We start from the raw sequence: 20827 nt of genomic DNA on the forward strand, positions 1-20827 counted from the left end.
TAACGCTGTTTCTGGGCTTGGGGTCAAGTACCACTTTGAAGAGCAACTAAATTTTAAGAGTTTATTCTTTATCTTTGATACCCTAGAGCTGGCAAGGAAGCCTTCTAATACATTTGGGGTCACAGTATGGGGAAACATAAGGTAACTCAGGCAGGATCACCTGTGGAGTATACCAGTCCGCTTTACTTACCAAAACAAGCCGTTGCTTTCTTTGACAATGACCGTAAGTTGATCGGTAGCGATAATGACTTTCAAAAGCTTTTGGGGGTCCCTAAAGATAGTGTCAAAGCTGGCACACCGTTAAACGATATTCTTCTTCGTTGTATTTGCAGTGATGTGCGCGTTAATGCAAAGGGGGCTGAGGCGGAAATTCTCGACGAATGGCTTCATTTTATGGGAATTGGGCAGGCTATTGTTTTCCAAAAACCCAGCCTGGAATTAACACAAATCCGCATGAATAATTTGAGTGACGGCGGCGCCTCTGTTCTTGTCAGTGATGCTTCGTCCTGTCTGGTTGGTGATGTGATTGCCATTGCCGGACAGTTAAAGACGGTTGTCGAAAATATTACGCAAGGCATATCCCTTTTTGATCGCAATTGTAAGCTGGTGCTGTGTAACAAACGTTTTCTAGAGCTTATGGATTTTCCCGAAGAGCTTGGAAAACCCGGAACATCTATGGCTGACCTTTTTCGTTATAATGCTGAAAGGGGAGAGTATGGGCCAGGCAATATCGATCATCAGGTTCACGAACGTATGGAGCTGGCGTACAAATTCGAGCCTCATCATTTAGAACGAACACGGACGGATGGAACTGTTGTAGAGGTTTGTGGAAACCCGCTTCAAGATGGGTTTGTGACGACTTATAATGATATCACCGTTCAAAAAAGAGTTGCAGAAGCCCTGGAAGTGGCCAATCTCGGGCTTGAACAGCGAGTGAAACAGCGCACAGCAGAGCTGCAGACTGAATTACAAACGCGTATTCAAACAGAAGGGCGGTTGCGGAGTGCTGTTAGCAAAGAGCAATTGGCAAGCCGAAGTAAGAATGAATTTTTGGCGAATATGAGCCATGAACTTCGAACGCCGCTGAACTGTATTATTGGGTTCTCTGAACTGCTTAAAAATGAATCCTTCGGCCCCTTGGGACAGGAAAGATACAAAGATTATTGTTTTGATATCAATAATGCAGGGGTTCACCTGCTTGAGGTTTTAAACGATCTTCTGGATGTTTCCAAACTTGAGTCTGGAGATATGGATCTTGTAGAGACAGAAGTGGATCTGTCTACCGTAATAGAATCATCGGTGGCGATGTTGTTGAATAAAGCGGATAGCCATAATATTTCATTGATCACAGAATTGCCGAGCGACTTACCCTATCTCTATGCGGATGCACGTCGGATTAAGCAGGTATTGATCAACCTGCTTTCTAATGCTGTCAAATTTTCCCGTGACGAAGGGGATGTAATTATCACTGTATCTGGGAATAAACGAGACGGTATTAGCTTATCAATTGCTGATAAGGGGATAGGTATTAGTAAAGAAAATTTACCCAAGGTCATGGACCCCTTTCATCAAGTTAGCGAGGCCTTGACACGGAATCACGAAGGTAGCGGGTTAGGGCTTCACATTGTGAAATCACTTATTGAATTGCATGGTGGACGCGTTGTTATTGATAGTGAGCTTGGGGTGGGGACAAATGTTTGTGTTCATTTCCCCCGAGAACGCAGTGTTGATCGGGCCCCGGTCAACAAAACCAAAGGAAGTAAAAGTACAGAGATCAGTCTGGGAAACCGACCTCTGCACTGATGCAAGGCGATTATCTTACGCTTTAACTTGTAAATTTAACTGTGGATTGACGCTCTCTATTGACAGAGAGCTGTGTGACATCCGGCCGTGAATAGTGCCCTGCGGGATCAAAGTTCTGACGCTCTCTCCGGACAAGCTTGTGGTCAATCGTTGCGATAGCTAGACGTTCTTCGCCAATAATAGGTTCAATAACCCATTTTCCATCTGGCCCCATCAGGCAACTGCCGCCATTGGCCAGAAAACCAGTGCTTTCTCCGGCTCTGATAAGGTCAGCATGTGGGATGTCATCTGTGATGTCTTCAACGCGCATCAAGCCGCAGACAAACATTGTATATGAACGCGACTCCTTAGCTATAAAGCCGGGTAAATCATGGGTGTTGTGATCACCGCCGGGCCAACAGGAGAAGTGCAGATCTTCGCCTTGTGCATAGAGCGACGCACGGGCCAATGGCATCCAGTTTTCCCAGCAGTTCAGGCCACCCACTGTGAATTCCCCTAGCGGGTGTGTTCGCAGACCGTGACCATCGCCGGGCGCCCAGGCCAGCCGTTCCTCGTAGGTTGGCATTAGTTTGCGATGAACGGAACCGACTTGACCCTGTTTGTCGATATAAACAAGGGTGCAATAGAGGCTGTGCCCTGCCCGATCAAGGGGGCGTTCCATGATGCCGACATAGACAGCAATCTCACGCGCCTTAGCTGCTTCACAAACACCCAAAAGGTCACCGCGTTCAATGCAGACACCCTCGTCCAGATATTTGGCGTGGATTTCCTTTTGAATGTCGTTGTTAAAACGGGCGCCATCGGTGCGATCGAGCCAAAAGGGATAGCCCGGTGCCAAAGCTTCGCCAAAACCAACGAGATCACAGCCTTGATCTGCAGCTTGATTTATATAGTCGATGATTTTTTCAAGGGTAGCTTCGCGATTGAGCCAGATAGGCGTGATCTGGGCAAGCCCAACGGTCAAAAGGTCTTTATTGGCAGACATAAGATAACTCCGGATAAGACGAATTTATCCAGAGTTAAACACGCAGGTTTAAGCGGATCAAAGCCTGATCAGTTGTCGTGTCCTCTTTACCGCAAGAATGTGAAAAAGCCCCCAAGCAGGGGGCTCTTTCATATGGGGTAAGTTTGGCTACTCACCTGCGTTATTTAACTTTTTTTGGCTTCTTTTCTTCATATTTTTGTAAATTATGTTCAAACTCACGAAGTCGTTTATGGATCGAACGCAGTTCTGTAATAATTACCCAATTATCTAGAAAATAAGAAAAACTTCCATGTACTTGTCCAAAGGCGTTAGACGTCTTCATCAATACCCCTAGCAGAATTCCTCCACTAAAAAGGCTTGGGCCCATAACAATAAACGGTGCTATAATCATTAACTGTTTATAAGAATATCTCCAAATATCAAAATAACTGTAGTGTTTAAAAAGTCTGTGCGCATTAAATTTGACGCCTATAAAAAGAGAGAAGAGATTTTGAGGCTGAGCATATTTTGATTTATCTTCTTCGCCGAGGACTAGATCTTTCCTAAATGCCGCCTCAGTTTTTTGTTTGTCGTATTCAATACCGGGTAATTTTGAGCCGACTATCCATGAAATAACAATCCCCCCAATGGAAACCGTTAAGGATAACCATACAAGTGAGCCTTCTATATCCTTTATGTAGGGAAGCTCTACCTTATCGCTTAGTGTCCAGAGAATTGGGATAAACGCAATTAAGGTCAGTACTGAATTAACAACATCTGTTCCTAGGTGCTCCACAATACTTGCAAAACGATAGCAATCTTCCTGAATACGTTGAGAAGCTCCTTCAATCTCTTCCTTCACGGTTCGCCAGCGCGGAATGAAGTTGAAAGTCATAGCTTGGCGCCATCGTAAAACGTAAATCCGGGTAAACCAGTTGGCAAATGTCCCGAGAAGAATCATGGGCATAGCTGCTATAAGAAATGAAATATCTTCACGAGACCAAGCATTTAAATACTCAAAGCCAAAAAGAGCTTCAAAGAATAACCGAATGCCTTCTTCTGGGTTATCTTTATAATCACCTGCATTTTGGAGTAGATCGTAAAATCTTTGGTACCATTCATTAAAAATAACAGAGAATTGTACCTGTATCCAAACTATTGAAAGCAATAATAGGCCTCCACCATAGGCCCAAAGAGCCCATTCTTTGGATTTAAAAAAACTATGAAACATCAGGATCTTTCTTTTTGGCCTTTATGAATTTCGCGTATCATGGCGAGAGCGTGTGGCAGGATCAAGGCCGAATTATTTTTAAAAGGTCGATAAACCTTGTGATCACAATATCTTGAAAAGTAATACTTAATGTTAGCGAATTAGGTTAAATAAATAAAAATAGCAGCAAGACGTGAATGCTCGCTGCTATTTATCAAATTGATTTATTTCGCTTAATCGTTTTGCAGCAAATGCACCAAACTGGATGTATCCCAGCGATTACCACCACGACCTTGGACTTGGGCGTAGAACTGATCGACAAGATGAGTTACGGGCAAACGGGCACCGTTTCGTTTTGATTCTTCGAAACAGATACCAAGATCCTTGCGCATCCAATCGACGGCAAAGCCAAATTCGAACTTGCCTTGGCACATGGTTGATCCTCGGTTCTCCATCTGCCAGGAACCCGCTGCTCCCTTAGAGATCACGTCGATGACCTTTTCCATATCCAGATTGGCTTTTTGACCGAAGTTCATGGCTTCACTGAGACCCTGCACGAGGCCTGCAATAGCAATCTGATTGACCATCTTGGTCAATTGTCCTGAGCCAACAGGTCCCATAAGGGTGACAGCACGTGAGAAACAATCGGCAACGGGTTTGATACGGTCAAAGGCAGTTTGTTCGCCACCACACATCACAGTGAGAACACCGTTTTCAGCGCCAGCCTGACCACCAGATACAGGAGCGTCGATAAAGTGGATGGATTTTTCGCGGGCGATAGCATCAAGTTCGCGGGCAACATCTGCTGATGCCGTTGTGTGATCGACCAGAATTGTATCTGCGCTCATACCGGCAAAGATACCGTCATCGCCAAGAACAACAGAGCGCAGGTCATCATCGTTCCCAACACAGCAGAAAACAATTTCTGCACCTTCAGATGCGGCGCGGGGTGTTGTCGCGCTTTTGCCTCCATGTTCTTGTACCCATACCTCGGCTTTTGTATTTGTTCTATTGTAAACGCTGACGTTATGCCCCTTTGCGGCTAGATGCCCTGCCATTGGGTAGCCCATAACACCTAAACCGATAAACGCAACTTTTGCCATATTCCTGCTCCTAAGTTTTTGTTGCCCCCGCAAGTAACCTATCTAGGGAATAGGTTACTTGCGGGGGCATTTCAATGAATTGGGATGAGCTTAGAAACTTGAAAGGAATTGGGCAAGGGGTGTGAGGGGATTGTCCTCTAAACGACAGGGACAATTAGCAAGGTTAGTTTAAACGTGCGCTTTCAATTTTCCCCCTATTCATACTGTGGCCTGAAATAACGATACTTAGAGTTTCTCCGCAGGAACATTTTTTCTGATTATCTTCATTAGTTGATCGAAATCTATTGGTTTGGCCACATAGTCATCCATTCCGGCGGCGATATATGTGTTTCTATCACCTTTCATAGCATTCGCTGTTACCGCAATGATCGGAATTTTTGACTTGGCCCCACTCAACATACGGATCGCTTTTGTCGCTTCAATGCCGTCCATCTCGGGCATTTGTATATCCATAAGAATAATGTCGGGATCTTTGTGTTTTAGATACTCCAGTGCTTCTAAACCATTAAAGGCAATGTCTGAAACATGACCGCGTTTGGTAAAAAATTTGGTCAATAACATTTGGTTTATCTTATTATCCTCTACGATCAGAACTTGTAATTGCTTATTCGCAGATAGTGCCACTGTTTCCGTGATTTGTTTCATGAGTGTTTCTGAGACAGGCTTGTTTTGTTCTGTGTCTCTGGAAGAATTTGGATTCTGTTTCTGATCTGAGCCTGGTATTTCAAAGGGAACGGTAAACCAGAATGTGCTGCCGTTTCCAAGAGTACTTTCGAGTCCGATTTCACCCTTCATTTGTTGACTTAAATGCTTTGCAATCGATAGGCCGAGACCTACGCCGCCGTGTTTTCTGGATGAAGAACCGTCAGCTTGGGTAAAACGTTCGAATATACGTTTTTGATCGGGGGCACTGATGCCGATGCCTGTATCTTCTACGGAAAATTTGATCCACTGAACGTTTCCAGAACGCGGTTTAAGAGGGGTTACTGAGATCTTGATATGCCCTTCATCCGTGAACTTGATTGCGTTACTAACAAGATTAAAAAGAACTTGCCTTAATCTGGTCGGGTCATTGCGCACCCAGTCAGGAAGACCGGGATCCATTTCTGAAAGCAATGTTAAATTTTTCGATAATGCATTTGGTTTCTGAGTTGAAGTTACTGATTCAATAACCTCAGTGAGACTGAAATCACTGATCTCCAGTTTGCTTACCCCAGCATCCAGTTTAGAAATGTCGAGAATATCGTTGATAAGTAATAATAGATGGTCGGCGGAGCTTTTGATGGAATTTGTGTAATCCAGCTGTTCTTCATCGAGCTGGCTTTCCAACATTAAATTGGTCATCCCCACAATGCCATTCATAGGGGTACGAATCTCATGACTCATCGTGGCAAGGAATTCTGATTTACTGTGGCTTGCCTGTTCTGCCTCTACTTTTGCTGCGCGTAAGCTTTCTTCTGTTCGTTGCCTTTCAATGACTTCTTCTTCCAACCGGTCATTGGTTTCTTGCAGCCAATGAGTTCTGTCGCGGACTTTATCTTCCAAATCGCTTTGATGCTGGCGGATTTCTGATTCCATAGCATCGAAACTTTCCAATGCGAGCAATAGCTCGTTAGATTGGGTTTCAGGAATAGTTTCTGTTGATAGTGTCTCGCTTCTCTTCATCGCGTTTATTTTTCTTCGTAGAGTGCCCAAGGGGTTAAGAACAATTCGATGGAGCGAGAAAACGATGAAGATCAAAGCAATGGCAAAAAAGGCGGCAAAAAGTTGTAGCACCGTTGAAATGGCGAATTGCCCCTTGCTTAATATCTCCATCTGATGGGGATGAACCAGACGCATTAATTTCACGTCGTTCATGGCAATAATATCGATATAGGAGTAGAGCATCCCGTTTTCTTGGTCGTCGAAAAGGCCGATTGCGCCAGGTTGTAGCGGGATTGATATAACGTCGAGGGGTAGGTGCTGGCCTTCTGAGATGCTTTGATCCAGACTGACAACCGTATTAAATTCTGCGTTGAGATCCTTAGCAATTTTTTCCATACGGTTTTGATCTAGAAATCGCCCGGTGATGGCAATTCCACGGGCAGGGCCATCCTGATTACTTTTGAGGATGGGATGGGCTGCAATCATCATCGGCCCGCGGGTTGTCTGGGCAAAACCTGCCATACCACTATTCGCAACAACGGCTTGGGGCGACATTACAGATCTGGTTTTGGCATCAACAAAGGTAATATCCAGATCTGTAAAGCTGTCAGCCTCTTTGTCAAACCAGCGGCCCCAAACGATATCGTTGTTCATATCGTAAAAGGCCATCATGTGTATATCTGTTAATAGAAAGGTGTCATCCGGGGCACTGCCTGCGATAAAATCAGGATCTTTTTTGACCATATATTCATAGGTGTCATCCCAAACTCCCCAATCACTGGAATAGATCTTCAAATCTTTTAGTTCAGCATTGAGTGTATTTTGTATTTGTTGTGATCGATGAATGGTATTCTCACGATCAAGATCTGCAAATTCCGGTTCAACAACAGTTTTCAGTATAGCGGCACTGGTTGCGATCAAAACGAGAAATAGTACGGCCAGAAGAGAACCAATTTTACTCTGAATCGACATAGTTTTTTCAAACCTTTACACGTGATGAATTTCATAACGCACGCTGTAGTTCTGGAAATCTTGCGGATCAGGTAGCAAAACTTCTATTTTTAATCAGTACAATTATATAATTTTTTGTTTTAATAAATTGTTTCTATTTTTGCGAGTGCCTGAAAAGGGAGCAATACACAGCTATGCCTGTTTTTTATTTCAGCAACAGGTTGGAAAATATGGAATGATTCCCAATTACTTGGAAGGGATATGGGTGAATTTTCCTTCAATTGGGATTTTAACGTCATATGAACTTTTTCTAATTCAGCTAAGTTACGTCCAATAGAAAGATCTTTTATAAGTTGTGCCGAGGCCTTGCAAAGAGCACAGGATTGCGCTTTGTAACCAACTCCTGAAATCAGATCGCCATCAATTCGTAGGTCGAGCGTGATACGATCACCACAAAGGGGATTGTTATGGACTATGGTGTAGTCGGGACTTTCCAACCGACAATCACCCATGGCTGCAAGACGCAATAGCTTTTTATTGTAGAGATCGTCATCAGACATTAATTCGTTCATTTTATGAAGCCTGTCTTGCGCAGTGTGGATAGTGCTTCGGGCGTATCGATATCTGAAAGTACAGATGTGTTATTCATCACGACTTCTTGAAGATCACTGGGGTAGTTTCCCAGAAGATGCCTTGCGCCACTATCACCTTTCAAATTTAACATCTCGGGGATGAAGTTTCTATTCCATAATACGGGGTTGCCGCGTTTCCCCTCGAATGTTGGCACACAGATCGCGGCCCCATTTTCAGGGTCATAAGCTTTGATTAACTGATTCAGCTGTGTGCTATTGATTGACGGCATGTCCCCTAAACAGATCAGGACAGCATCACTATCCGCTGGTACTGCCATTAATCCTTTTATCAAAGACGTACTCAGCCCATCGGCGAAGTCAGGATTGTGAATGTATTCAACATCATTTTGGCTCAGGGTTTCCTGTACCAACTTGGCTTCGTGTCCTGTTACAACAATTGTATGATCGACCTGGCTCTCGCCAATATTATCTGCAACCCATTTTACAAGGGGTTTGCCGTGCCATTTCTGGAGGAGTTTATTTTCCGGTCCCATCCTTCGAGACTGCCCTGCTGCCAAAAGAATAGCGGTTACTTTGGGGGCGTTATGAGAGATCTCCGAAGGTATTTTCTCTCTTGGTTGTGGTCGTGTCGGAATTTCAGAGAGCAACCCGCCGCACCCCATTTGCATGATTGTATTCCGGTTGACGTTCAACCCAGCAAGAATACGCTGCAAGATCCAGTCAAATCCATTTAGCTTAGGTGATCTGGCGCAACCGGGTAAGCCTATGATCTTACACCCCGAATGATTGCCCAGCAAAAGTAAATTTCCCGGATCTACAGGCATCCCAAAATGCTCTATGTCGCCATCCGAAAGCTCTAGCCCTTTGGGCAGGGCATCTTGTCTGTCAACAATTGCTGAAGCGCCAAATATCAGGATGAGGTCGTAATTACTCTTGCGTAGGGTGTTAATGGCTGTGGCAATTGCGGTGGGGGTATGATCAACAATAGTTGTCTCTGAAAGTTCATTCGCACAGGACTTGAGGCGCTGGTTCACAACCATCTGTGTTTTTGCGAGGACAGATTTTTTTGTTTGCGGTAATCGGGTCAGGATAAGGCCCGTTTTAAACCTTTTGAAGGGATGGACGGTAAGTTGAGCTAATCCTTTGGTTTGTTCCAGAGCTTGCGATGGGGCAGCTAACGGAATGATTTTTGCTGTGGCCACGAGCTGATCCGGATGGACAACACTATAGGGTGAAAGCGTCGCAAGTGTGATGGCCTCGTCGACTGAATTAATCTTATCAATATCTTGTGGAGTGGTTTTAAAAACACCGTGTTCTGTGCTGTAAATGTTACAGCGCCCTGTAAAGGCCAGGCTTGTTTTGACGCCTTTGCCAGAAACAAATTTCCCAAGTTGCGCGGCCGCGAGATCTTCGTGAATATCGTGTTCTTCTAGCCGGATTGTGGTGATGGTTGTAATGTCAGACATTAGCAGATCATTAATGTCAGATGGTGTCAGGTGGTGCCCTTTGCTTAGTCGACCTTTGTGACTGTTGATCGAGTGCGCCAGATAGGTGCCTTTGGCGTCCTCGGTTTTGATTTCAGCGTAAATCACGACCTGTCCCCATGACGGAGGGCTTTTGTAATAGAGGCTAAAATGGATACGGCAATCTCAGCGGGATTTTTTGCTCCGATATCCAGCCCAATGGGGCCTTCAATCCGTTCAAGGCTATTTAAATTTTTCAGGCGATCAAGACGCTTGGCATGGGTTCTCTTGCTACCTAGGGCACCGATATAAAAGGCGTCAGAATGAAGTGATGCGAGCAGGGCGGGGTCGTCCAGTTTGGGGTCATGAGTAAGCAAAACAACGGCAGTCCTGTGATCAGGTTTGAGATCTTCCATGGCCTCGTCTGGCCATTCATTGCTGATGTTGCAATTCGGAAAGCGGGTCTTGTTACCAAATGCACTGCGCGGATCAATAAGAATAATTTCGTAACCAGCGGATTGCGCCATGGGCACCAGAAATTGTGATATATGAACGGCACCAACGATGATCAAACGTAGAGGTGGATTGAAAACTTGAATGAATGTCTCGCCGCTTTCAGTTACGTGAACATAAGATTTGTCGTCACGTACAGCTGATTTCAGGATATCCAACAAGGGATGATCTACATCTGGTCTTTGGGGATACACTAGTTCCTGTTCACCGCTTTTCAGGTCTGTGAGTAAAACGGTGGTTTCCTTTGCCGATTTAGCGCGGTTTAGTTGATCGAGTGTTGTGCGCTTCATGCTGCTTCCAATCGTTCAACATATACCTGAATGGTACCGCCACAGGCCAAGCCAACGTCCCAAGCCTGTTCATCGCCGACACCAAATTCCAAAATACCAGCTTTGCCGTGGGCCATAATTTCTAGGGCTTCTTGAATCACAGCACCTTCGATACAGCCTCCACTGACAGAACCAAGCATGGTCATGTTCTGGTCTATGATCATTATGCTGCCAGCCTGACGCGGTGATGATCCCCATGTTTTAATAACGGTTGCCAGAGCAACCTGGCGACCTTCGTCTTGCCAGCGAGCTGCGGTTTTCAATAGGTCTTCAGCAGATGTTTCTCTTACTTGTGGTTCAATCATTCTTGGTCGTCCGTTACTGTGCGGGGCGTCTGGTATTTTGCAGGCTTTCGATCAAACCTTCCAGACTATTTATATTGTGAGCACTTCTAAATTCATCAACATGGGGCAGCATTAATTTAATCCCGCGTGCTTTTGCCTGAAATGCGTCGTATCTGAGCAATGGGTTTAGCCATATGAGCTTTCGACAGGATTTGTGTAAGCGATCCATTTCCAATGCAAGATCGTAGGCGCCATCCCTCTCTAAACCGTCGGTGATCAAAAGAACATTTGCACGTTGACCCAAAACACGACGTGACCAGTGCTGATTGAAATCGTGTATAGCGCTGCTGATCCGTGTTCCCCCTGACCACTCATCTATTTGTTGTCCGACCGCGGCGAGGGCTTCATCTACGTCCTTATATTTCATCTGTCTGGTGATGTTGTGTAATTCAGTACCAAAGGTGAAGCTATGGATACGGTCGCGAGCGGAACTAAGGCTGTGAATGAAATGGAGCAACATTCTGCTGTATTCACTCATAGAGCCAGAGATATCACAGAGAATGACCAGCGGTGCTCGCTGTACCTTTTTTGCTTTATATTTCAGCTCAATAATATCTGCACCACGTTTCATTGATGCCTGCATCGTTTTGCGGGTATCAATTCGTTGCTTCCGTAGGGATGGAGAAAAGCGTCGAGTGGTGATTAGCTCAGCAGGTAGTTGCAAACGTTTAATGAGTTCCAATGCTTTTTGCTGTTCTGCGGCACTCATTTGTTCAAAGTCTTTATGGCGAAGCACTTTCTCGTCAGAGCTGGTGAGCCTAGCGTCAAACTCGACCTCTAATTTCTCTTCCTCTTTTTCCTTTGGGAGCTGGTTTTTTTGTTCTGGCGCGAATGCCTGACTCACACGCTTGAGTGCTTTGTCTTTTTCGTCTTGTGGCGCGTTTTCAAGAAATGTCGTTGGCAACAGCAACGACATTGCCCGTTCCAAAAACTCGGGGTTGCGCCAAAAGATATGAAAACATTGATTAAAAATCTCCTGTTGATCTCTACTGGTAATAAAAAGGCACCGGAAGGTGTCATAGATGTCGTCACGCCTTGTTAACCCCGAAAATCGGATGGCCTCTATCGCTTCCAAAACACGCGTTGGCGGAAGAGCAATTCCTGCCTTTCTCAAGGTTCGGGCAAAATGGAGAATATTCTCTGCCAGATAACCTTTGTCACGTGGCGTGTTGGGGTGTGAGCTTTGTTGAACCATAAGGAGTTACCCTATCTGATCCATCTCTGTTTGTACTTTCCTCAAAATGTCAGAAGCCTCACTGCCCTGAATACGGCTTATGTCATCCTGATATTTCAAAAGAACTCCGAGCGTGTCACTGACGATTTCTGGTGCCAGCGAGACACGATCCAGTTGTGTTAATGCATTGGTCCAGTCAATGGTTTCTGCAATACCGGGCTGTTTGAAAATTTGAGGGTTTTTGCGTAACTCCTGAACGAAAAGAACAACTTCATTACTGAGCTGTTCGGCTGCATCCGGTGCTTTGAGTTTGAGGATCTCAAGCTCTCGTAGGGCATCAGGATAATCAACCCAATGATAAAGGCACCGACGTTTTAAGGCGTCGTGAATTTCCCGGGTTCTATTAGATGTGATGATGACAATCGGTGGCTCTTCTGCCTTGATTGTTCCAAGCTCGGGAATAGTAATCTGATAGTCAGAGAGAACTTCCAATAAATAGGCTTCAAAAGCTTCGTCTGCACGATCCAGCTCATCTATAAGCAAAACGGGGCTTTTGCCATTGTGGCTTTCCAAAGCTTCCAGCAATGGACGCTTTATTAAAAACTCTGGACCAAAGATATCCTTGGATAACCCCGCGCGATCTGTCGTCCCTGCAGCTTCAGCAATACGGATTTCAACCATTTGCCGGGTATAGTTCCATTCATAAACGGCAGTGTTTATATCAAGGCCTTCATAACATTGAAGACGTAACAAAGGCCGATCCAGCGTTGCAGCGAGTACTTTTGCGATTTCAGTCTTTCCAACCCCGGCTTCACCTTCGAGAAACAGCGGGCGTTGCATGTTCAAGGCAAGGTGAATCACCGTGGCAAGAGAACGGTCGGCGACATATTTTCCGTTGGCTAGGTTTTGAAGGACGTCATCAATTGAAGCAGAGATTTGAGACGAATTAGGCATGACGTGCTCCGCAGGAAGATTATTAAAACGTAAAAAAGGCCGCAGTTGATTATGCAAAGCAACTGCGGCCAGATAGATTAGCCGTTTATTTGAGCAACGGCGCGTTTGGCAAGAACCTTAATCAGGTTGGCACGATATTCTGCAGATGCATGTATATCGCTATTCAGGCCATCTGCAGATACAGAAATGTTATCCAATGATTGTGGGGTGAAGCTTGCTGAAAGGGCAGCCTCCATTTCTGTTTGACGGAAGACGCAAGGACCAGCACCTGTAACTGCTACTCTGATGCCAGCAGAGCTGGTTTTTGCGACCATCACGCCGACGATGGCATACCGTGATGCCGGGTTATCGAACTTTATGTAAGCAGCTGCCTCTGGTTTTGGAAAGGTCACATTGGTAATGATCTCGCCTTCTTCCAAAGCTGTTTCAAAAAGGTCGGTAAAAAAATCATCTGCGGCAATTGTCCGCCGATTGGTACTGACCACTGCGTTCAGCCCGACAACCGCAGCAGGATAGTCTGCTGCTGGGTCATTGTTGGCAATTGAGCCCCCAATGGTTCCTCTGTTGCGAACCTGGGCATCACCAATCCCGCTGGCAAGAGATGCTAGTACGGGGATTGTTGCTTTGGTTGCCACTTCGGCATGGGTTGTCATGGCCCCGATAGCCAGTCGATCACCATCGGGGCAAACCCCGCGAAGTGATTCAATAGCACTGAGGTCAACCAGCGCTTCCGGTTGGGCCAGACGCTGTTTGAGCGTCGGGATTAAGGTTTGTCCCCCGGCAAGCAAAACGGTGTCATCGTTCAGGAGGTTAGCAGCTTCGTCTATGGTACCCGGACGTTTGTAATCAAAATTATACATGATGCATTCCTCCCTTATAGTCCCTGTGCCGCACGCCATACCTTTTCAGGTGTGGCTGGCATGTCGATTTCCTTGCCCAGTGCGTTGGTGATGGCATTCATCAATGCCGCTGGTGCAGATATCGCACCTGCTTCACCACAGCCCTTTACGCCAAGGGGGTTTGTCGTACATGGGGTGTTGATGGTTTCGACCCGGAAGGTCGGCAAGTCATCAGCACGCGGCATGCAATAGTCCATGTAAGAACCGGTCAAAAGCTGACCGCTTTCCTTGTCATAAACACAGTTTTCCATAAGAGCCTGCCCGATACCTTGCGCAAGGCCACCGTGAACTTGTCCTTCGACAATCATGGGGTTAATCACGTTACCAAAATCATCCACAGCAACCCAATCTAGGATTTCTGTTGTACCTGTCTCGGGATCAATCTCGACCTCGGCGATGTGGGTGCCAGCAGGGAAGGTAAAGTTTAGCGGATCATAGAACGCCGTCTCGTCCATGCCTGGCTCAACATCTGCCGGATAGTTATGGGGTACATAGGCAGAAAATGCGATCTCTGCCATTGTCATTTTTTTATCAGTACCCGCAACAGAGAAAACACCACCGGAATGTTCAATGTCCTCGACAGAAGCTTCCAGTGTATGGGCTGCAATTTTCTTACTTTTTTCGACAACTTTATCGATAGCTTTCATAATTGCAGACCCCCCGACAGCAAGGGACCGGGACCCATAGGTACCCATTCCAAAAGGTACCTTACCGGTATCGCCGTGGGATATTTCCACCTGATCAATCGGCACGCCGAGCTGGTCGGAAACGATCTGGGCAAAGGTTGTCTCGTGACCTTGGCCGTGTGAGTGGCTACCTGTAAAGACAGTCACGCTGCCGGTCGGGTTGAAACGAACCTGTGCAGATTCCCATAATCCCACACCAGCGCCGAGAGAGCCAACCGCCGCTGACGGTGCAATGCCGCAAGCTTCGATAAAGGCGGAATAGCCAATACCGCGAAGCTTGCCGCGTTGTGCAGATTCAGCTTTTCGGGCTTCGAATCCGCTGTAATCTATCGCGGCCTGTGCCTTATCCATGGCGAGGGCATAGTTGCCGCTATCATAGGTCATAATAACGGGTGTCTCATAAGGATAAGCATCCGGTGAGATGAAGTTCCGTTTGCGAATCTCCCCCGGATCTATACCCATTTCACGGGCCCCGATTTCGATCATCCGTTCGACAACATATGTTGCTTCCGGCCGGCCGGCACCACGATAGGCATCGACGGGGGCTGTGTTTGTAAACCCAGCCTGAACCTCACAATAGATGGCTGGCATTGTGTACTGGCCATTAAGCAAGGTGCCGTAGAGATAGGTTGGTACGGCAGAGGCAAAGGTTGATAGATAACAGCCAACATTTGCTTTGGTCGATACCTTGAAACCTAGGATTTTACCATCTGCATCAAAGGCCATTTCTGCGTGGGTTTCATGATCACGGCCATGAGCATCAGACAGGAATGATTCAGATCTTTCCGCTGTCCATTTGATGGGGCGATCAAGTTTCTTTGTTGCCCAGGCACAGACTGTTTCTTCGGAATAGATAAAGATCTTTGATCCAAATCCACCCCCGACATCTGGGGCGATAACCCGCAATTTATGTTCTGGTGCGACCGCATTAAAAGCCGACAGGACAAGCCTGTGTACATGAGGATTCTGACTGGTGGTATAGAGTGTTATTTCGTCTGTACCGGCATCATATTCCCCCAGTGCTGCACGGGGTTCCATTGCATTTGGAATCAGTCGATTATTCCGTAAATCCATGCGCGTGACGTGGTGCGCTGTTGCGATGGCCTGTTCTGCGGCAGCACGATCACCAAGCTCCCAATCAAAAGACAGGTTGCCGGGGATGTCGTCGTGGATTTGTGGTGCACCACTTGCCAATGCATCACCAACTTCGATGACATGGGGTAGTTCTTCGTAATCAATCTCTACAAGTTCGGATGCATCCCTCGCTTGTTGCAGGGTTTCAGCAACAACAAGTGCAACCTGATGACCAACGTATTTAACATGACTTACGGCCAAGGCCGGGTGTGCCGGGGCTTTATGTGGAGTGCCATCTTTAGAGGTAATTCCCCAGCCACAGATAATAGGACCAATGCCATCGGCTTCCATATCTGGACCCGTTAAAATGTCAACAACACCAGGTGCTTTCAACGCTTCGCTGGTGTCGATGCTGTTAATTTTTGCGTGGGCATAGGGCGAGCGAATGAAGTAACCATAGGTTTGGCCGGGCTTTGTGATATCGTCGAGATATCGTCCCTTGCCGATGATAAAACGTTTGTCTTCTTTGCGACGTACAGAGGCGCCGATTCCAGTTTCAGTAGTCATGATTACGCCTCCATTTCTTTTGCAGCGGCCTGGATGGATTTGACGATGTTCTGGTAGCCTGTGCAGCGACAAATGTTGCCTTCTAGTCCTTCACGAATTGACGCGTCATCCAGATTGTCAGATTTATTAACCAGATCAACGGCACTCATTATCATACCTGTTGTACAAAATCCGCACTGCAGACCGTGATTTTCCTGAAAGGATTTTTGCATAGGATGAAGGTCATTACCCTTTGCAAGACCTTCGATCGTTGTCACATTTGCGCCTTCGGCTTGAACGGCAAGCATGGTACAGGATTTTGCGCTATTACCATTGACGTGAACAACACAGGCACCACATTGGCTGGTGTCACAGCCAACATGAGTGCCCGTAAGTTTTAGATTTTCGCGAATAAAAGTCACAAGCAGGGTGTTCGACGATACATCCGCCGAAACTTGCTTGCCATTAACTGTCATAGATACCGTTGGCATCGGTTTTCTCCTGTTCGTGGTGTGACAGTCCAGATTATTTTTTTGTTCGTTAGGGGGTCTGGATCTGTTGCCCTAGGGGCGAATGGTGCACTGCATAGGCCTATTGAATCCGTGCAACGCGATCTGAAATTGGTGGCTCTTTGTCGAACTCTTTTGTGTTTAGAACGTGCTTAATCTCATTTCTATGCCCAAGAAGATTAACTTAGGGCATAGATAACAATGGCGGCTAATAAGACGCCTGCAATGCCGAAGTAGAGGGCATTGTTGTTGGATGTATTTTTTGACGTTTCGGTGTCTGAATTTATTTGGGATGGTGTTTCATCTGGTGACTCATCGGTTTGTAACTCATCGGTGGTTTCGCCGACAGGTGAGCCGATATTTTGGGAAAAGGCCTGAAAAAAATCATCCGCCATTTTTTTTGCGGCTGAATCAACCAGGCGAGACCCTATTTGGGCAAGTTTACCACCAACCTTGGCATTTACTGAATAGTTCAGCAGAGTTTGCTCGTTTTGGCTTTCCAGCCAAACTTTTGCTTCTCCCTTTCCGAAACCAGCTGCGCCACCCTTACCTTCGCCAGTTAAAGTGTAGCTATTAGGCGGGTTAAGATCTGAAAGAGTTACTTGTCCATTGAATTTAGCTTTCACGGGGCCAAATTTTGCGGTCAAGCTTGCTTTAAATTCATTGTCAGATGTTTTTTCAACGGTCTCACAGCCTGGAATTGAGAGCTTTAATATCTCTGGGTCATTCAAGGCTTCCCACACCTTATCCTGAGGGGCCGGGATCAGTTGTTGCCCTTCCATTTTCATAGCAATTTACCTTGTGCGATTTACCCTGTTCGTATCCGCCTTATTTTTTAGCGGTTCATTTCTTGGTGTTTGTTCTAATAGCTATTGGTTCTTTAACTATCAGCTATGCGTGAGCAGCTTTCTAGTCCTCTTTTGTCATTACCCAAGTGAAGTGTTTCAACTTTGCGACAAACCAGATGTGATAACATAAAATACTACCTTTCGGAGTCTCGTGAAGTAATCTTACTACTTTTTAGTGTGGGTGAGCACTGGGGGGATATCAAGCAGCGTGAAGTGTTTCATCATGGCGAAAATGGGGAGGGAATATTGAAACCCGTTGGCCATATTTTGTACTATTCGAACAAAACAGGATATGGATCGTCCGGATGGGGCGACGGATATGTTTTTTCGTATAAGGTGAAATTACAAAAAAAAGCCAATCGGCGGGGGACCGATTGGCAAAGTGTAGATACAGAGACATTTGGGGAGGGTGTGAAACGTCACATCGCTAATGTCTCGGCATCAGAGCATCGGGGTAGGATGCGTCTCTCTAAAACCTGTATAAACTGATATTTGGGTACGGTACTGACACTAAAGGTACAGACTGGTTGTTCGGATTTAATTTATCTACGAATCAATTCATGATTGTAGTAGGCCTGATAAAAATTAAATAATAATTAAAATTATTCCGTAAGACGCAATAGTATACGTCTTACGGTTGTTTTTTTGTAAGTTTTCAAAAGTCTCGTTAGGCGGTTCTGGACAAGGCTAAAACATAACGGGTTTTCCAGCTGCTTACGGGGGAAGTTAGCGTTTCCAATAATGTTCTGAAAAGTTTATGGGCTTCTGCAGATCTCATTTTGCGGGCATTCTGAAAGTGAACGCTCATATCAGCTGCGGTTAGATCAAAATCGTTAGCAGATTCGATTGTATTTCTCATCTTTCAGGTCCTTCATCAATTTATTCCTTGAGAATAAGATATGCATTTTTAAAGCAAATGATAATAGGTCTTGTTGGATAAGGATTATGTCGTTTATTTTGATAATACTATGGATGTGATTAGCGATATGACAGTATTTGTCGAGGTTGTTACTGCTGGCGGAATGACCGCGGCAGGGCGGAACCTCAATTTATCCGCTGCTGTTGTCAGCAAGCGCATTGCTAACTTGGAAGAGCGGCTTGATGCGCGCCTTCTCAATAGAACGACGAGGCGCTTAAGCCTGACGGATGAAGGCGCAGGTTATTATGTCCGCTGTCAATCCATCCTTGAAGATATAGCAGATGCCGAGGCCGCACTTTCAGGATTGGCCGGACATGTGAAGGGGACGCTGAAAATAACCGCACCGTCGTCTTTTGGGCGTAAGCATATATCTCGCTTGTTACCAGAGTTTCTCAAGCAGTATCCGGACGTATCTATTCAAGTAAGCCTGACGGATCAAATTGTTGATATGGTTCAATCCGGTTTTGACCTCGCAATTAGAACTGGTGAGCTACAAGACAGCAGTCTGATCGCGCGAAAGCTAAGCCCGGCAAGACGGGTGGTTTGTGCATCGCGTGATTATTTAGCGAAAGAGGGTATTCCGAAGCATCCACAAGATCTTATTCATCACAACTGTTTGGTACTTGGATATCCTGGTGGTGTGCATGATCATTGGCACTTCAAAGGTCCGGAAGGACAGATCGATGTTAAGGTTAAGGGTAATCTAGAAACAAACAATGGCGAGATCTTGAGGGATGCTACGAAGGCAGGAATTGGTATTGCCATTAAATCCACCTGGGATATTGGGGATGAACTGAAAGCGGGCGAACTGATTCCCATTCTTAAAGAATTTGAGCTGCCAAGTGCCGCTGTTTATGCGCTCTATCCCAATAGAGAACATTTGCCAGCCAAAACCAGATCTTTTATTGACTTCCTCGAAGGAAAATTTGGTAGTGAGCCCTATTGGGATCGGGGTATCAGTTTAAAAGATATTTAACGTCGTGGTTGTTTGTGATTGGTTTATTGCTGGCTTTGTGGTTTGAGGCGATAAAGCGCCCCGTTATTTGCATCTGTCAGAATATAAAGAAAGCCATCAGGCCCCTGTTCTATCGCCCGGATGCGACCGACTTCTTCTGTAAGCAATCGTTCCTCATGAACGACTTTGTTGTCTTTTATTTCCTGTCTGACCAGAAGCTTGAATTTTAAGGCCGTGGTGAAAAGGTTACCTTTCCAGTTGGCGAAGGCATCCGCTGAATAGAAAGTTATGCCAGCAGGTGCAATAGATGGTGTCCACTGATGAACAGGTTGTGCCATGTCAGGGTGATGTGTTCCCTCCCCGATTGACCCCAGTATGTATTCTTTACCATAGGTGATAACGGGCCAGCCGTAATTTACCCCAACTTGAAGGCGGTTTATTTCATCTCCCCCACGGGGGCCATGCTCACTTGCCCACATCTCACCAGTTTCAGGGTGCCTTGTAAGGCCTTGTGGGTTGCGGTGCCCATAAGAAAAAATTTCAGGAAGGGCATTGTCTGTTTCCGAGAAGGGGGCGTCGTTGGCGGGCCCACCCTGATCATTCAGCCGTAATACTTTGCCTGCATGTGAATTAAGTTTTTGTGCATTATCACGATTTCCCCGATCCCCGATTGTCATAAATAGATCACCATTGCGATCAAATTCGATGCGTGATCCATAATGCTTTGATGTGGTAGATCCGGTGTCTGCAATAAATATGGTTTTGGGATCAATAAGTTCGCGATTGATAAATTTGGCTCGGGCCAATGCAGTTGTCGATCCTTTTTTGAGCGGGTGGCTATAGGTGAAGTAGATCAACTGGTTTTGTTTGAATTCAGGGTGAATTGTTATATCAAGTAACCCGCCTTGCCCTCTTGCTCTGACTTCGGGGAAATCGCTCAAAGAAACATCATGCAGAGTATTGTCATGATAGAGCTTCAATCCTTTTTCACGCTCTGTGATCAGTAAAGTCTTGTCTGGTAAAAAGACCATACCCCATGGGTGATCTAGTCCATCAACAAGTAGTTCAAGCTCAAAGATCTCTTTTTCACTCTGGAACACGCTGGGGGAGGCTGCAGCGGTTTGATGGGGTGTAAAGGCCGCCGCGATAAAGGAAAGCCATATAGTCAAAAATGTCTTTTGTACCATGTCGCACTCCAAAGAAAATATGATCAGTGTACTGAACAAGTTTACCGAACCACACGTATGATGGCCCAAGATTTAGGATAAAAACAAGTTGGCATGAATTTATTGTGATCAGAATTCTGCGTAGTAAATTTTCCTGAAAACATTTTCTCGCTTTATTAA

18 protein-coding genes are annotated in these 20827 nt (G+C 45.8%); 2 read left to right on the plus strand and 16 right to left on the minus strand.

Annotated elements, in window-relative coordinates:
• The first annotated feature begins 126 nt into the window (after window positions 1–126).
• Window positions 127–1803, plus strand: a complete 1677-nt coding sequence (locus ACN0W5_RS01595) for a PAS-domain containing protein (RefSeq protein ID WP_417452513.1) — start codon at window positions 127–129, stop codon at window positions 1801–1803.
• 22 nt (window positions 1804–1825) lie between these two features.
• On the opposite strand, the gene ACN0W5_RS01600 is transcribed toward ACN0W5_RS01595, so the two are convergent.
• The 15 genes from ACN0W5_RS01600 to ACN0W5_RS01670 all read right to left on the minus strand — a co-directional run bounded on the left by ACN0W5_RS01600 (window position 1826) and on the right by ACN0W5_RS01670 (window position 18466).
• Window positions 1826–2788 (minus strand): carbon-nitrogen hydrolase family protein, encoded by a 963-nt coding sequence (locus ACN0W5_RS01600; protein ID WP_417452514.1) that lies wholly within the window; start codon window positions 2786–2788, stop codon window positions 1826–1828.
• A 160-nt stretch (window positions 2789–2948) separates the two neighbouring features.
• Entirely contained in the window at window positions 2949–3998 is a 1050-nt protein-coding gene (locus tag ACN0W5_RS01605) for a putative transporter (protein WP_417452515.1), read from the minus strand.
• Window positions 3999–4210: 212 nt separating this feature from the next.
• Window positions 4211–5113 (minus strand): NAD(P)-dependent oxidoreductase, encoded by a 903-nt coding sequence (locus ACN0W5_RS01610; protein WP_417452516.1) that lies wholly within the window; start codon window positions 5111–5113, stop codon window positions 4211–4213.
• Between the two features lie 192 nt (window positions 5114–5305).
• Entirely contained in the window at window positions 5306–7696 is a 2391-nt protein-coding gene (locus tag ACN0W5_RS01615) for an ATP-binding protein (RefSeq protein ID WP_417452517.1), read from the minus strand.
• 119 nt (window positions 7697–7815) lie between these two features.
• The gene (locus ACN0W5_RS01620; RefSeq protein ID WP_417452518.1) at window positions 7816–8247 is read right to left on the minus strand and encodes an iron-sulfur cluster assembly scaffold protein; all 432 of its coding nucleotides are present in this window, start codon (window positions 8245–8247) and stop codon (window positions 7816–7818) included.
• Entirely contained in the window at window positions 8244–9860 is a 1617-nt protein-coding gene (locus ACN0W5_RS01625) for an NTP transferase domain-containing protein (protein WP_417452519.1), read from the minus strand. Before ACN0W5_RS01625 ends, ACN0W5_RS01620 begins: the two co-directional genes overlap by 4 nt.
• Window positions 9857–10534: an XdhC family protein gene (locus tag ACN0W5_RS01630; RefSeq protein ID WP_417452520.1), complete on the minus strand. Its 678-nt coding sequence runs from the start codon at window positions 10532–10534 to the stop codon at window positions 9857–9859. The genes ACN0W5_RS01625 and ACN0W5_RS01630 overlap by 4 nt, the downstream gene beginning before the upstream one ends.
• Window positions 10531–10878, minus strand: coding sequence for an XdhC family protein (locus ACN0W5_RS01635; protein ID WP_417452521.1), 348 nt, complete (start codon window positions 10876–10878; stop codon window positions 10531–10533). Before ACN0W5_RS01635 ends, ACN0W5_RS01630 begins: the two co-directional genes overlap by 4 nt.
• 13 nt (window positions 10879–10891) lie before the next feature.
• The gene (locus ACN0W5_RS01640; RefSeq protein WP_417452522.1) at window positions 10892–12112 is read right to left on the minus strand and encodes a vWA domain-containing protein; all 1221 of its coding nucleotides are present in this window, start codon (window positions 12110–12112) and stop codon (window positions 10892–10894) included.
• 6 nt (window positions 12113–12118) lie between these two features.
• On the minus strand, window positions 12119–13045 hold the full coding sequence (locus ACN0W5_RS01645) for an AAA family ATPase (RefSeq protein ID WP_417452523.1): 927 nt from the start codon (window positions 13043–13045) through the stop codon (window positions 12119–12121).
• 77 nt (window positions 13046–13122) lie between these two features.
• A complete protein-coding gene (locus tag ACN0W5_RS01650) occupies window positions 13123–13905 on the minus strand; it encodes an FAD binding domain-containing protein (RefSeq protein WP_417452524.1) in 783 nt (260 codons plus the stop codon).
• Window positions 13906–13919: 14 nt separating this feature from the next.
• Window positions 13920–16271 carry a xanthine dehydrogenase family protein molybdopterin-binding subunit gene (locus ACN0W5_RS01655; protein WP_417452525.1) on the minus strand — a complete coding sequence of 784 codons (2352 nt, stop codon included), beginning with the start codon at window positions 16269–16271 and terminating at the stop codon, window positions 13920–13922.
• Window positions 16272–16273: 2 nt separating this feature from the next.
• The gene (locus ACN0W5_RS01660; RefSeq protein WP_299378424.1) at window positions 16274–16741 is read right to left on the minus strand and encodes a (2Fe-2S)-binding protein; all 468 of its coding nucleotides are present in this window, start codon (window positions 16739–16741) and stop codon (window positions 16274–16276) included.
• A gap of 197 nt (window positions 16742–16938) precedes the next feature.
• A complete protein-coding gene (locus tag ACN0W5_RS01665; RefSeq protein ID WP_417452526.1) occupies window positions 16939–17547 on the minus strand; it encodes an SRPBCC family protein in 609 nt (202 codons plus the stop codon).
• Between the two features lie 727 nt (window positions 17548–18274).
• Window positions 18275–18466, minus strand: a complete 192-nt coding sequence (locus ACN0W5_RS01670) for a hypothetical protein (protein ID WP_417452527.1) — start codon at window positions 18464–18466, stop codon at window positions 18275–18277.
• Between the two features lie 127 nt (window positions 18467–18593).
• Here ACN0W5_RS01670 and ACN0W5_RS01675 point away from each other — a divergent pair, with 127 nt between their 5' ends.
• A complete protein-coding gene (locus ACN0W5_RS01675; protein ID WP_417452528.1) occupies window positions 18594–19502 on the plus strand; it encodes a LysR family transcriptional regulator in 909 nt (302 codons plus the stop codon).
• A gap of 23 nt (window positions 19503–19525) precedes the next feature.
• On the opposite strand, the gene ACN0W5_RS01680 is transcribed toward ACN0W5_RS01675, so the two are convergent.
• A complete protein-coding gene (locus ACN0W5_RS01680) occupies window positions 19526–20668 on the minus strand; it encodes a PQQ-dependent sugar dehydrogenase (RefSeq protein ID WP_417452529.1) in 1143 nt (380 codons plus the stop codon).
• Window positions 20669–20827 lie beyond the last annotated feature (159 nt).

This window comes from Kiloniella sp., assembly GCF_048270245.1.
Classification (GTDB): Bacteria; Pseudomonadota; Alphaproteobacteria; order Kiloniellales; family Kiloniellaceae; genus Kiloniella.